Consider the following 13,679-nt stretch of genomic DNA (forward strand, 5'->3'; position numbering starts at 1 on the left):
CAGCTCACAAGAGTTGTGTTTTTTTAGGAGGTGTCACTGGGTTACAAATAGATATTTGTTTTCCTATAATTTAGAAGTACTTTAAAACAAACTAGGAAGGAAGTTGTTGCTTATATGAGGACTGATATTTTATATAATTATGGACTTATGAAATCAAGACCATATAAATAGAAAGAAGGGGTCTTTTTGAAAAATAATAAATTAATGTTCATGTTACTGATGAAATGGTGTGCTGAAAGTATTTATTTCCTTGAAATCATATTTATAACAGCTACTTCAGTTCTGTTATTAGCAAACAATATTCTCAATGTTTCAACAAAGACGATTCATATTGTCGCCCTGGTATTACTAGTAGTTTATGTATGTATTGGTTTGTTATTAGCTAATCGAAAAAATAAATTTACGATGTCAGTTAATTACTTTAAATTGATAGGTGCATTGGCTTATATCGTACTTATCACCACTCTAAAAGGTATTGTCTTTGATATTCTGACACACCCACTAGTTACATTGGGGATCGCACTTCCTTATGTTGTAGCTATTGCCTTAAGAAACTTCAGCAAAGGTCAAATCAATAAAATCATTTTTGACGATAGACACAATGCAAATATAAGAGGACGATTTGACACCGTAGACAATATCAAAGAGTCGATGCGTTCATCTATTGCTAGTAGTATTTCTCATGAATTTAAAGGTCTTACGGAAATCAGAGATGAAAAGTTTAGGCAAGATACAGAAGGAAATGTAGCTGGTATGTTCAAAGTGTTGCTGAAATCTGGCTTTTGGGGACTTAAACACATCCCATTGACTAAAGTAACACTGACATTTAACTTAGAATAAGAGGTAATCACGATGAAGAAAAATATTTTAACAACGGAACAAGCAAGTTTTTTGAAGCAGTACAATTTCTCACTATACCAAGAACGATTTGAGGTATTATGTGAAGCTCAAAAAGCTGAAAAAGAAGGTCAACTAACATTTGCCTCAGACGATGAATATAAAACATTCATTGATGCCGTTATGACTGGAGAATGGTCTGAAGAACTCTTTATGATCAATCTCTCAAATCCTATTGGATGCGAACACTTCCTTGCAGCACGAGAAGATGGCAATGGCGGACTAATTTGGGATGTCGTCGATTATAATGAGGGAGACCGCTTCACTAAAGAACAAATCCAGACGATTGTTCCAGAGGCATATCGATATAGTGCCTTTATGGTCTCTGAGATTGCTGCAGAAAAAGACTGGGGCCCAGAAGCCCAACACCAACGACTTGAACAAGCTAAAAAGCAAGCTCAAGAACATGAAAAGCCTATCGAGAACTTTCCAAAACCTCGTGTAATCACTGATGAAGAAAAACGAGATGAGCTTACACAAAGTACTATTCGGACAGTTGCAGCAACTTTGAGACCTGCACAATAAATATAGGACGACATAAGGATAGCATATGATGCTATCCTTTTTGTATTGAGTTGTCATACCACGCACAACACTTCACTTCTCAACTCTAGTAATTTTCATAGTAGATATACCAAAGCATTTTTCATCAGATAAAAGAAAATTTGATTACAGAATTCAATCAGTATCGGCCACCTCTGTTAACAAGATTTAGAAAGGTCAGTAAATCAAATTATTATTAAACTGTCGTGTAACTGGTAACAGTATCCTCAAAGGTATCATTTTATACAGGTAAGGTACTGCCATCAAGTTTATCTTGTAAAAACCGCGTACTATTTTTTCTCCCGAAAATAGTGAAGATTTCACTTATATCAACAAAATCATTGTGTTTTTTTTAGCTGTATAATATCATTGAAACAAGCGAAATTATCACGCTTAAGGGAATGAAATGCTAATTAAATTTAGGTTTGAAAAATTCATCAATATCTTACTTTTGGGCTAGGAAGTTAAGTAGTCCCGCGGTAAACTGAGTCATAGGAATGAATCTCTTTCTAGTAATGTTTCGCAACTCTACTATAACGAATTTATTCCTTTTTGTGTTTACACAACTTATTTTACACTACCTCTACCAATGCAGTGGACAGAAAAAAGAGTCGAAATCTTTGCACAACACGTAAATATTTTTTAACGATGAAAATCAATTCAAGTTGACCAAAACAATGGTGTACCTAGACACTATATAATGTTAATGTTATAAAAACAACCAAATCATCATAAGGAATATAAAAAATATGTCAAATCAAAATTTTCACACTCCTCGTAATGTAATAGAACCATTTCAATACGATAGGGTTCAAAACTATATTGAATCGTATAAGTCTTCAAATGAAATTAATGATTTAATTGAAATATATTTGATTCTAAAATTATTAAAAAAGGAAAGTAAATTCTCAAATTTCAAATATCTAATTAAACAATTTAATACTGACTTATCTAAGAATTTCCCCGTTTCAATGTTTGAAATAGATTATACAAGCATTGATATTTCATATAGGAATGTTTTTTGGGAGTTGGTACTGTTTTTAGGAAAAATTAATCAAAATGACGTTAGAGATTTTGAATTATATATTAAAAAATATGATATTCGGACAATGACTCTTAAAAATGTTACAGAATTGATTGACCTATTTCCACAAGTTATCAAAGAAAACTTTCTCTCTCTACCTAGAAATATAGAGTTCTTTTTGAATAATCAATCGGGAAAATATACGGATTCCCAAAATGGCTTATACACTAAATTGGAAATCACAAATGAAGAGATAAATGATTTAGCCAGAAAATATTGTGAGATTGACTCTATAAACCCTAATTATTTACAATTAATAGTTGAGTATAAAAAATTAAGTAAATATGAGTTTAATGATCAAACTAAACTTTTAGCAAAAAGAACATACGATAAATTTTGGGAAAGGCATTTTCAAACTAATGAGGGAATACAGTACTCTCAGTCTGTTGCTATAAGTCCTTTACAATCAGATGTGCTATGTACTCAAGTAAATAATGAAATCATTATTAACAAAACGATACTAGATGAATATCATGATTTCCCAACCTTATTAAATAATTATATTTATATACTTGATTATTTCAATTATGAAACAGGATTACCTTGGTTAGTTGCAAATGATGAAACATTTAGTTTCACTCGTTTATTTTCCCCAAAATCAAATGCTCATTTCGAAGACTACGATCATCATTTAAAACTGTCTTATGATATGTTATTTTCTGCATATTTTTTTTATCTAAAGAAAAATGATATTGATATTGAGAAGATTATTGAATGGTACTTCAACACTTATTTAGAAGCCGAATTGAATATAAAAGGATTTCAATTCCACCCTTCCAATAAAGAATCTTCTTATTATGAAAGAGGAAAATCTATTGTTAGTGAAATGGATAGTATCCTAGACCAATACGAACTATTTTTTAGAAACGGGGAAATCGACCAAGGTTTATTAGAGATTAAATCTAAAGCCTCTTCTTATGCATCATTAAAATCATTTAATGAGAAAAAATTTTTAAAATTGAGCAATACTTCTGATAATTCTTCTTTATTTTCAACCCTTTTCTCTGACCAAAGTACCCTAAGCACCATCTCGTCAAAAGAAGAACCTTCTGCATTCTTTGAACATATTAAATCTGGTGTAAAAATTACAGATTTTGAAGATTATCAAGTTGAACTGATAAAAATTTTAATAGATAAGGACCTTCTAAAACTATCAAATGAATTGATAACATTTACAAATTTTCAAGAAATTAACATTTTGAATAAATTATGGAGGTCAGGTACATATTGCCTATACTATAAAGATAAATTGATACTAGATATTGCAGAAGACCTTTGCAGAAAAGGATATTGTGAATACTCAGATAAGCTTTTTTCTGACCATGAAAATAATTATTTATCTTATATTTTAGATGATAAACAATATGGTAATGGATTAAAGATTCGGAATAAATTCGTTCATGGTAAATTTGCTTATAAAAGCGAAGAAGAACATTTACAGAATTATTTGGAGTTACTTCAGATTGTCATTTTTTATGTAATAAGAATCAATGATGAGTTAGAATACTACACACAAGTCAGACTATCTAAGAGATAGTTTTTCAAAGTTTATAAATTATCTAGAAAAAAAATACTACAAAAAAACACTCTAACTTTTGTTAGGGCGTTTCTTATATATACGAAAGTCTAACTTATTTAAAAATGGTTATTCGATTAATTTATATTGCAATGTTGCGATATTTAGAATTTCAAAAATCGCTTAAATCGTAGAAACGTATTAACAGCAACTACCTTTTGGAGTATTTTAGAGGGGAAATGTGCGCTTAATTTGACAATTCAATATATTAAATCACCAAAAAGTGTTGAAATTATAAACCATTTGAGTTATAAACTATATGTAAGATTAATAAAGAGAAAGAAGTAAGATATACGTGCTAAATTCAAAGAACACTCATGTTGAAACACAGGTTTCTAATCACAATTCACTTGTTGTTCTTCACCTTTAAGTGTGAAATCGGGGAATAACCCCGATATTCCTTCCACAAAGCATATAGGGGAGGTTAGCAGAGTACATCAAAAAAGGTTATGAAAGTAAAATTTAAAGTAACGCGCCATCCTTTCGACTGGAGGGGGCTTCTAGCTTACCTCTTAATTGGGATTATCATTTACTCTATCATCAAGTTGTTTTAATTTTTAGTCAGTTCATAATGAGGTTGACATGAGAGCAGAATTGGTATGCCAGAACGTACAGTTGCTCGTTGGGAAAACGGATAGACATATATGTATTTGAGTATGGCAGTTAAGTTAGCGGAGTTCTATAGAGTTAGTATGGATGTTTTTTCTAAAATTGAAAGGGATTAGAAAATATTATGTTAGAAAATATTGCTAATATTGTAACTATTTTAGGTCTAGGTTCAGAAGGAGTAGGAGCTTTAAAATTTTTACAAGATCATAAAGAAAAAAAAGAAAAAAAAGAAGCTGATAAAGTACAAAAGGAATTGGAAAAATTAGTTTTATTAGCTACTATGCGAAATGCAATTACAACATTTTCATCAAATAAACATGATGATTTAGATGACCAGAGATATGCACAAGATATAGATAGAGAAAAAAAAGTTTATACAATGGCCAATGAGGATGAAAGGAATCTACACTATTTAGCATATCTTATTAAGGAATTAGATAAATTAAAAGAAAATCCTTATTTGTTAGGAGATAGCAGTTATACCGATAAATTTGATACAAGTATTCCTAAAATATTATCCTCTATAATTGATCAACAACAGAATTTGTTGGCTCTTCCGACAAGCAAACAAATTATAACGTTTTTAAATTCTGTAAAAGAGATGTCTAATCATTGGGCTATCTATGCTTTTCAAGATGAAGTCGATGAGTTCGAACCAGCAGCAGAGATAATCCTTAACCAATTATATGATATCTATTACAGTAATTATATGAGTTGCAAACAGTTATACCTATAAGTACATCAAGTAAACTGATTGTTCTGTTTTGGGGTATGATTTTGAAAATTTCTTCTATAATATAGTTGGAGAGTATGGAATCAAAGTCATGGAGAACCATTTTTCAAACCGATAAATAGAAGGTCTAACCTTGGCTGGTGACAGTGGGACTTCTTTCTCTTATAAAAAGGAGAATCCCAAGGTAAAAAATTTCATCAAGTGCCATGAGCTGGGAAACTCTTTGCTAGAAGCATCAAGAAGCTTGGAGCGAAGCAAGTTGATTGGAGGTCATTCTGCTGGTGGACTAGATGGTTTAATATGTTTAGGACAAACTAAGGATAGCATCACTGTATGCTATCCTTTTTGCATTGAATCATATAGCACGCGCAACATTTTTCTTCTAAACTCCAGTAATTTTCTTGAATAATAATCAAAAGACTGCTTTAAAATGTGAGAACATTTAAGTATAATAAAAACAGAATACTTAATAGGAAGTCCCCGTTAGCTATTTGAGGTAACGAACACTTGATTTTTGGAGATTAAAAATGAAATCTGATTTTATGAAAAAAATTGATTCAAAGAAAAAAGCCATAATTTCTTTTATCGTACTATTATGTTTTGGTATAGGGTACTATTTACTTGCAATTTCACCACATCAAAGAGCGGTACAGTCATTTAATGAAGTGACAGCTAAAATTCAAAAAGAAAATAGTAGCTTAGAGGAAACAATCAAAGTATCTAAGGAACTACTTAGCAGTAAAGATAAGCCCTTAGACGAAAATCTGACGGTTGAACTTAAAAACGAAGTCTCTACTGCCGAAAAGAAGAAGCAAGTAATTCCTAAAATCAAAAAGAAAACAAGTGACATCAATAAACAAGTTAAATCACTAAAAAAACCAATTAACTACTCGACAGAAATAAAAAATCTTAATGATAAAAACCAGAAGTATTCAACAAGTGTTAAGCAGTTAAAACAAATTACCAATCCTTCCAATACATTTGTGGAAAGTCGTCTTAAGGAAATTGATACAATTTCAGAAGTTCAGTCAGCCACAGAAGATAATGATCCAAACCAAGGTTTAAACAAGCAAGGAAGTTATACGGCAGCAGTTTATTTCTCTGACAATGAAGTGACTAATCCAGTTGCTGGAGCTGACTTAGTTGCAAAAGGTACAGATGCAGGTGGATGTGTTGAAGTCTATAAAACGGCTGAAGATGCCAAAAAACGAAATGACTATTTAAGTGCATTCGATGGTCTACCAACTGTTATCAACCCTGGTTCACACTATGTTTATGGAACGGTTGTTATTCGTGTCGCAGCATCATTAACGGCCTCACAACAAAATGCTTTGACGCAAAAGATATATGAGAAGTTAATTGAGATTAAAGATGATAACACAAGCAAAAACACCTCAAAAACGGAAACCTCATCCTCTACGAAACCATCAACATCTAGTTCAAGCTCTACTCAAGCAACTGTTAGTGAATCAGCTCAGAGTGACACCAAAACTGTAGCTGGAAGTACCCCAAAAACCCCTGCACAACAACAAGATTCTGGGGTTCCCGAATCATCAAATGATACAATGTTAAATCCTGAATACCATAGCTATATTGATGAAAATGGTTATAATTCACTCTTGGGTGCCAATGTCCTAGATAATAATAACGAAGGTAATAACTCTAATGCCTCTACCGAGTCATCATCAATGGGAAGTTCTGAATAAGTTCCTCATAACTCGATACCCCTTTTAAAAATATTTAGAAGACTACTGAAAACGCCAATTACACAGCTATTGGTGTTTTTTTTTACTCTCAAAGACTATTGGCAACACTGTAACTCTTGAAAACCTCACCAAAATAGTCTATACTTTTGTTAGTTTATATACTAACAAAAAGAGGTGACACATGGGATATTTCGATTACACTAGGGAGCCTCGCAGTGATATTGCCTTTATTGATATGAAGTCTTTTTATGCTAGTGTAGAATGTATTGAAAGAGGGCTACATCCTCTAAAGACTTCTCTATGTGTTATGAGTAGAGCTGATAACTCTGCAGGTCTTATCCTAGCTTCTTCACCGATATTTAAGAAAGTGTTTGGGAAATCAAACGTAGGAAGAGCATACGACCTCCCTTTTGATGTTCAAACAAGAAAGTTCTCATATTACAATGCCAAGAAACAAGGACTAAGAACTGATTTAGAATACGTGCGATTCATTGAAGACTGGGCAAAAGTGACTTTCATCGTTCCTCCCAGAATGGACGAGTATATAGCAGTTAATATGGAAATCCAAGGTATTTTTCAAAACTATGGTAGCCCTAACGATATTTACCCCTATTCTATAGACGAGGGGTTTATCGACCTGTCTAGTTCTCTTAATTACTTCGTTCCAGATATGCAGTTGTCACGAAAGCAAAAGCTCGACCTTATTTCAGCTAGAATCCAAAGGGACATCTGGAGACAAACTGGCATCTATTCAACCGTTGGTATGTCCAATGCTAACCCATTACTTGCTAAATTAGCCCTTGATAATGAAGCAAAGAAAACTCCAACCATGAGAGCTAACTGGTCCTATGAGGATGTGGAGAATAAGGTATGGTCTATTCCTAAGATGACAGATTTCTGGGGTATCGGTAAAAGAATGGAGAAACGCTTCAACACGTTAGGTATCCATTCAATCAAAGACTTGGCAAATGCTAACCCAGATATCTTGAAGAAAGAACTAGGAGTAGTTGGCCTTCGTTTATGGTTTCATGCTAATGGTATTGATGAAAGTAACGTTCATAAGCCCTATAAACCAAAATCAAAAGGCCTAGGCAACTCCCAGGTTCTCCCTAGAGACTATTTTAGACAACGTGATATTGAAATTGTCCTTAGAGAGATGGCCGAGCAAGTTGCTATCCGATTGAGAAAGATAGGCAAGAAAGCGACTGTTGTTTCAATACACCTTGGCTACTCTAAGCATGAGAACAAGCGTTCTATCAATACTCAAATGAAAATTGAACCAACGAATAACACCGACATTCTGACAAACTATGTGTTGAAGTTATTCCATAATAAATACACTTCAGGAGCAATCCGAAGTGTAGCGGTTAATTATTCTGGGTTTGTAGATGAATCTTTTGGATTAATCTCACTATTCGATGATGTCGAACAAATTGAAAAAGAGGAAAGGCTCCAGACAGCAATAGATTCTATCAGAGACCAATTTGGCTTTACCTCTCTACTAAAAGCTAATGCACTTGACGGTGCATCGAGAAGTATTGCCAGAAGTAGGCTCATCGGAGGACATTCTGCTGGAGGATTAGATGGTTTAAAATGATTGATCGTTCCTATTTACCATTTCAAGCAGCAAGAGAATACCAGGATCCAGGGATGCAAAAGTGGATGGGGTTCTTTCTGTCTGAGCATACTTCATCATTACATGCTGCTAAAAATCGTGTTGACTTCTCAACAGACCTAAGTAAGCCTCAGAAACTCTTATTACTTTCTCAACTCCATGTCAACCAACTTAAAGGGCAGTTCACTATCAAACATCGTGATAGAAAAATTACTTTATTCGGCGAAGTGAGAGAGCTGTCTCGTAAGGAAATATCAATAAAGACTAGTGAAGGGTATAGATTGGTCCAACTCGACAATATTCTTCAAATTCAGCTTTTGGAAAATCACATATACTAAAAAAAGCAACAACCTATATTTGTGGTTGTTGCTTTTTAACCATGAACAATAATTTATTCATTTTTCTCCATTTCGGCTAATGCGGATAAGACACCATCCTCATAGCCTTCTTCACGACCTTCTTTAAAGCCTTCATCATGGCCTTTAATACATCCAGCATTATATCCTTCTTCGTAACCTTCTTCATAGCCTTGAGTATAGCCTTCTAAGTATTTGTTATTTTCTGGCATTGTTCTTTTTTCCTTTGTTTTTGTATACAGAATTGTATTTTATCTGTACACTATTAGTTTATACCATTTGACTCTCTAAAAAGGAGCATTATTACATTGATATTGTTTCGTTTCTAATAGGTTGACTAAAATCAACCGTAATGATGTTATCATCTTTATCAAGAATAACATCAGGATCTTTATCTGCTTCATTCAATAGGTTTTCAGCATATTCCTTTGCTTTAGTTTGCTTGACGGCTTCAAATTCCTTATTACTTTTAAATTTATTCCATAAAACTTTAGCTAATGTTTTTGTAACATAGGCACCACTACAAATGATTGCACACATTTTCACGGCATCTTTACGACCATCATCGTAACCATCATCGTAAATTTTCTCAATTAATTTTTCTGGACCACCATGAATACTTGCTATCTTAGCTAATGCTCCATAATCCCATTCCTCATCAATTTCTTTGAACTCTTTTTTAATTTCATTCATTGTTTATTTCTCCTTTATCTTTGTTAAGTATAGTATAAAGGAAATTATTTATGTTGTCGTTCACAGTTTGTGAACTTTTTTTACAGTTTCTAGGAAGTGTATAGCATATGGGTTATTAATCCTAGCCAAGTCATAAATTAATTTATAACCAATCAATTGATTAGTTGCAAAGTCCTCATCATTATCGACTAAGTCACAAATATACCTTAAAACAAAAAAGTAATCAGCAACCTTACTGTATTTTTGAGTTTCCTTTAGTAATTCAATATTAGGTAAAAAAAACTCATTAATTGCTTTCTTAAATAGAGGTGTTTTTATCTCATTATCATTGATGTTGGGTAAAACAACATCCGTAATCAGAGCTTTTATATCCTTTTTATTTTTATTTTTGTTCGATTTAAAATCTTTCATTTGGTTACTAAATTTATCACTAAAAGTAGTAGAATAACGAAGAAGCTTGAGGCTCAAGACATTTACTAGAATAACTAAAAATGTATCACTATTTTCTTTATATTCAGTTAATGCCTTACCGTAAGTATCTGCAATAAAATCAATATCAACTGTTTCTTTTTCTTCAAGAGAACCAAAAAGTAATTTTTCATGTTCCTTATAAGCTTTAAGATATTCTGGACAGTAGGTGTCATCTAATTCATATACAGGGAAAATTTTTATCATTTCCTGCAAAATTCTATCTGGATTGTTTATAAATGCAACTAAATCAGGAGAAGTATTAGAAAAATCTACTGACAATAAAGAATCTACTGTAACCCCATAGCGCTTAGCAATACTCTTGAGTATCTCATCATCATTTGGTTTTCGAGTACCACTCTCATACTGAGAAATTGTACTGTTTCCCACGTGTAATGCTTCTGCCAAACTTTCCTGTGTTTCTCCGAAAGACGATCTTAATAATTTTAAATTACTTGCAAAATAGTCCATAATCTAAATCTCCATTTTCTTTCTATTAGAATTGCTACAATATGATATGTACATTACAATATGCATCGTGTATAGCAATATTGAAGTGACAATCAATTACAAGTCACTTAGTGCTTCCTTAGTTGTCTCTGCAGCTACGTGTGCATATACCTCTACCATTGCAGTCCCCTTGTGTCCCAATTGTTGAGAGACTAGGAGGCTGTCTTTTGTTTGCTCATATAGACGTGTCGCAAGTGTGTGTCGCAATTTGTGAGGAGTAGTGGGTTTACCATAGGCGGTAGATAGCTTCTTCACCAAAAGCTCGACAGAACGTGTTCCAAGCCTTGCAGGCACTTTATTTTGAGTCGTTAAGAAGAATGCTTTATCTGAATCACTTGCTGAGTAACGTCCCTTCCTAATTTCTAAATAACGCTCGATATAAGGTACACCAAACGGAGCTATATTTACAACGTCCTTTTTCCCACCTTTTCGAATAACTGTAATCGTCCTTGTGGCTAGATTGACATCTTGCATATCTAGGTTGACTAATTCAGATAAACGGACTCCAGTAGATAGTAGAAGTGCTATGACAGCAAGATCCCGCTCTTTATTTTTGACAAATGATACCTGGGCACGTTTTGAGATTTTCTTTTCATGCTCATTGTCGATATAGTCCAAGAAAGACTGTGTATCGTTTAGAAAGAGTTTTTCTTTCATGTTATCTGCACGACTAGCCAAGGTATCTTTGGGCTTCTTGATCTTCACCTTAACCATGACATTTCGATAGAAATAAGGTTCACCCTCATCATCCTCAGTTTCTTGAGTAAGATACTTAAACAAACTAGAGAGAGCATCTTTAGTTCGAATAATGCTGACTTCAGATATTGAACGACGCTCAGTATTTTCACGAAGGTAAACAAAGTAGCCTTCGATAACAGACTTTGGTAAATGGGCCAGCTCATCAATATGAACATCGGCAATCGTATCATAGTCTGCATAACATACAGTTTCACCTAATTTCTCATGATCGCTAATCAACCATTCAAAAAATCGTCTATATTCCTTTAAGTACTCATACAGTGTCTTGTAGCTATATGGAATAACGAGCTTTGCATGATAATATTCCTTAACATACCAAGGCATAATCTCAAGCAACTCGTTTATATTTTTCATAAGTGTTTCTTGTTTCATATTAGCCTCAAATCTAACAATTTTCTTGTTAGTAGTAGTTTATCATAACTAATATGTGTATTCAACAAATACTTGTTTTCCGAATATACATATTGTTCCATAAATTTTTTCCAAATCGATAAAAAGGATAACATCTTCTAAAAAATGTTATCCTTTTAGTGAAAATTAATTACTTTTGTGGCTTATTCTATTTAAATTTTCTATCAGAGCGTTTAAAATTAATATCTTTATCAAGAAGTTGGAGCAATGGAGTCACATGCTCTGGGTTGGAAAATTTAGGTCCGAAGATAACTTGTTTTAATTGAACGGGCATATCACGTTCTAAATAAAGCTTCGCAACAGGACCACTATTATCAATTTTTATCTCCTCATTATCTGGAGTTAATTCAGCATATCGCAAAATACGTAGCTCGGATTCATAGCTGTAGTCTGATACTTTAAAAAGATAACGTATTTCCTCGAGACATTCCTCTACAGCACTGTACAATAGTGTATTTTTCTTTATATCTCCCACAAGTTTCTTTATAATTGTTAGGCAATTATTTGTAATTTTTATTTCTGCTCCATCTAACATCTTATTATTATCTTTTTTTACTGCTTTTGATCTACCGTCGTGTAATGATTTTTCATCAAGATAACAAATTCGATAAAGGAAGTCTTTGTTTGTAGAATCTATATTTTTTTTCAAATTTGGAGTAGCTTTTTTCTCTTTCAAATTTGGAATGGCTTTTTTCTCTTTCATCCACTCTGCTTCAGCCATTGACTTAACAACTTTAAAACTATCTGGTTTAAACACCAGACAGACACCTTCCGCTCTAGCACCATATTGCGACCACATTGCTAAATCATCAATTGCAGTTGTTAAACTCATCAAAAACCAAGGACTAGGTTTTAAAGAATCTTCTAAATTATCTGATTCACTTATACCTAGATATTTATCTAAGATAGTTCCTTCCTCAGGATCATTCATATACTTAACATTTCCTAAACGTGTCCGCCCTTCAATAGAATACTTTTCTTTATTATCGCTACTTTGTTTTAAGAGTATTTGTAAAACATTTCCTGAAGTATAGTGTCCAAATTTTTTTTCTGATAAATCTTTAATAGATAATTGGTACTTAATTTTTTGTACTATCCAGTATATTTTAAGCAGTTTTTCTTCATCAGAACATTCTAAATGTTTTAATAATTCTATTAAAGGAGCATATCCTGGAAGTTTTAAACCATCTAATTCAATGATAGAATTAAACATTTTATTAATAACTGGCACTACATCACTATTAAACGAATCTAGATTATCATTAGAATAAAAAATATTACCTATAATATCTTCAGAGATTAGATCTGCTAATAAATCCCTTATATTTGCCTTATTAGAAAACTTTTTGTAAATTTCAATTACTTTATCAAAAGTTTTCATTAAATCCTGTTCAGTGTCCTGTATACTTTCTAAATCAACTAATACTTTTGCATATACATATGCTACGAATTCTGAATTTGAAAACTTCTCGTAAATATCATGAATTTTACCTACCGTTACCTTTAAGTCATCTGGGCTTTCCTGGCTGCTTGCTAGATTATATAGTGTGATTGCATATTGGAATGCTACGTCTTCTGAAGCTGGAAACTTCTCGTAAATACTAGAAGCTTTAGCTACCGTTCCCTTTATCTCATCTAAACTTTCCAGCCTCATTGCTAGAGTATTTAATGTATTTACATATTCGTATGCTACGTCTTCTGAAGCTGGAAACTTCTCGT

12 protein-coding genes are annotated in these 13,679 nt (G+C 32.8%); 7 read left to right on the forward strand and 5 right to left on the reverse strand.

What is annotated here, in order from left to right; translation table 11 throughout:
* Positions 1–186 precede the first annotated feature (186 nt).
* The 7 genes from HMPREF3112_RS09145 to HMPREF3112_RS09175 all read left to right on the forward strand — a co-directional run bounded on the left by HMPREF3112_RS09145 (position 187) and on the right by HMPREF3112_RS09175 (position 9,101).
* A complete protein-coding gene (locus tag HMPREF3112_RS09145; protein ID WP_070439444.1) occupies positions 187–840 on the forward strand; it encodes a hypothetical protein in 654 nt (217 codons plus the stop codon).
* A 12-nt stretch (positions 841–852) separates the two neighbouring features.
* Positions 853–1,422: a hypothetical protein gene (locus tag HMPREF3112_RS09150; RefSeq protein ID WP_070439447.1), complete on the forward strand. Its 570-nt coding sequence runs from the start codon at positions 853–855 to the stop codon at positions 1,420–1,422.
* A 767-nt stretch (positions 1,423–2,189) separates the two neighbouring features.
* Entirely contained in the window at positions 2,190–4,061 is a 1,872-nt protein-coding gene (locus HMPREF3112_RS09155) for a hypothetical protein (protein ID WP_070439450.1), read from the forward strand.
* A 772-nt stretch (positions 4,062–4,833) separates the two neighbouring features.
* Positions 4,834–5,445 (forward strand): hypothetical protein, encoded by a 612-nt coding sequence (locus HMPREF3112_RS09160; protein WP_070439453.1) that lies wholly within the window; start codon positions 4,834–4,836, stop codon positions 5,443–5,445.
* Between the two features lie 524 nt (positions 5,446–5,969).
* A complete protein-coding gene (locus tag HMPREF3112_RS09165) occupies positions 5,970–7,148 on the forward strand; it encodes a hypothetical protein (protein WP_256262690.1) in 1,179 nt (392 codons plus the stop codon).
* Positions 7,149–7,329: 181 nt separating this feature from the next.
* Positions 7,330–8,745: a Y-family DNA polymerase gene (locus HMPREF3112_RS09170; RefSeq protein ID WP_070439456.1), complete on the forward strand. Its 1,416-nt coding sequence runs from the start codon at positions 7,330–7,332 to the stop codon at positions 8,743–8,745.
* Positions 8,742–9,101 carry a hypothetical protein gene (locus HMPREF3112_RS09175; protein ID WP_070439459.1) on the forward strand — a complete coding sequence of 120 codons (360 nt, stop codon included), beginning with the start codon at positions 8,742–8,744 and terminating at the stop codon, positions 9,099–9,101. Before HMPREF3112_RS09170 ends, HMPREF3112_RS09175 begins: the two co-directional genes overlap by 4 nt.
* A gap of 53 nt (positions 9,102–9,154) precedes the next feature.
* Here the strand turns inward: HMPREF3112_RS09175 and HMPREF3112_RS11460 are convergent, their stop codons facing one another.
* The 5 genes from HMPREF3112_RS11460 to HMPREF3112_RS09195 form a co-directional block, all read right to left on the reverse strand.
* On the reverse strand, positions 9,155–9,331 hold the full coding sequence (locus HMPREF3112_RS11460; RefSeq protein ID WP_156247109.1) for a hypothetical protein: 177 nt from the start codon (positions 9,329–9,331) through the stop codon (positions 9,155–9,157).
* Between the two features lie 91 nt (positions 9,332–9,422).
* Positions 9,423–9,812, reverse strand: coding sequence for a hypothetical protein (locus HMPREF3112_RS11800; RefSeq protein ID WP_256262691.1), 390 nt, complete (start codon positions 9,810–9,812; stop codon positions 9,423–9,425).
* A gap of 60 nt (positions 9,813–9,872) precedes the next feature.
* A complete protein-coding gene (locus HMPREF3112_RS09185; protein ID WP_070439462.1) occupies positions 9,873–10,751 on the reverse strand; it encodes a helix-turn-helix domain-containing protein in 879 nt (292 codons plus the stop codon).
* Positions 10,752–10,847: 96 nt separating this feature from the next.
* A complete protein-coding gene (gene xerS, locus HMPREF3112_RS09190) occupies positions 10,848–11,921 on the reverse strand; it encodes a tyrosine recombinase XerS (protein ID WP_070439465.1) in 1,074 nt (357 codons plus the stop codon).
* A 187-nt stretch (positions 11,922–12,108) separates the two neighbouring features.
* Positions 12,109–13,679 (reverse strand): DUF2971 domain-containing protein (locus HMPREF3112_RS09195; protein ID WP_141738670.1); only part of this gene is annotated, 1,571 nt, incomplete at its 5' end.

This window comes from Streptococcus sp. HMSC10E12, assembly GCF_001807855.1.
In the GTDB taxonomy this organism is placed as follows: Bacteria; Bacillota; Bacilli; order Lactobacillales; family Streptococcaceae; genus Streptococcus; species Streptococcus salivarius.

Bases quoted from the DNA above. Each gene is read 5' to 3' on its own strand.
- HMPREF3112_RS09165 (WP_256262690.1), top strand. From the start codon at position 5,970: ATGAAATCTGATTTTATGAAAAAAATTGATTCAAAGAAAAAAGCCATA.
- HMPREF3112_RS09185 (WP_070439462.1), bottom strand. From the start codon at position 10,751: ATGGACTATTTTGCAAGTAATTTAAAATTATTAAGATCGTCTTTCGGA.
- HMPREF3112_RS09175 (WP_070439459.1), top strand. From the start codon at position 8,742: ATGATTGATCGTTCCTATTTACCATTTCAAGCAGCAAGAGAATACCAG.
- HMPREF3112_RS09170 (WP_070439456.1), top strand. From the start codon at position 7,330: ATGGGATATTTCGATTACACTAGGGAGCCTCGCAGTGATATTGCCTTT.
- HMPREF3112_RS09155 (WP_070439450.1), top strand. From the start codon at position 2,190: ATGTCAAATCAAAATTTTCACACTCCTCGTAATGTAATAGAACCATTT.
- HMPREF3112_RS11800 (WP_256262691.1), bottom strand. From the start codon at position 9,812: ATGAATGAAATTAAAAAAGAGTTCAAAGAAATTGATGAGGAATGGGAT.
- HMPREF3112_RS09150 (WP_070439447.1), top strand. From the start codon at position 853: ATGAAGAAAAATATTTTAACAACGGAACAAGCAAGTTTTTTGAAGCAG.
- xerS (WP_070439465.1), bottom strand. From the start codon at position 11,921: ATGAAACAAGAAACACTTATGAAAAATATAAACGAGTTGCTTGAGATT.
- HMPREF3112_RS09160 (WP_070439453.1), top strand. From the start codon at position 4,834: ATGTTAGAAAATATTGCTAATATTGTAACTATTTTAGGTCTAGGTTCA.
- HMPREF3112_RS11460 (WP_156247109.1), bottom strand. From the start codon at position 9,331: ATGCCAGAAAATAACAAATACTTAGAAGGCTATACTCAAGGCTATGAA.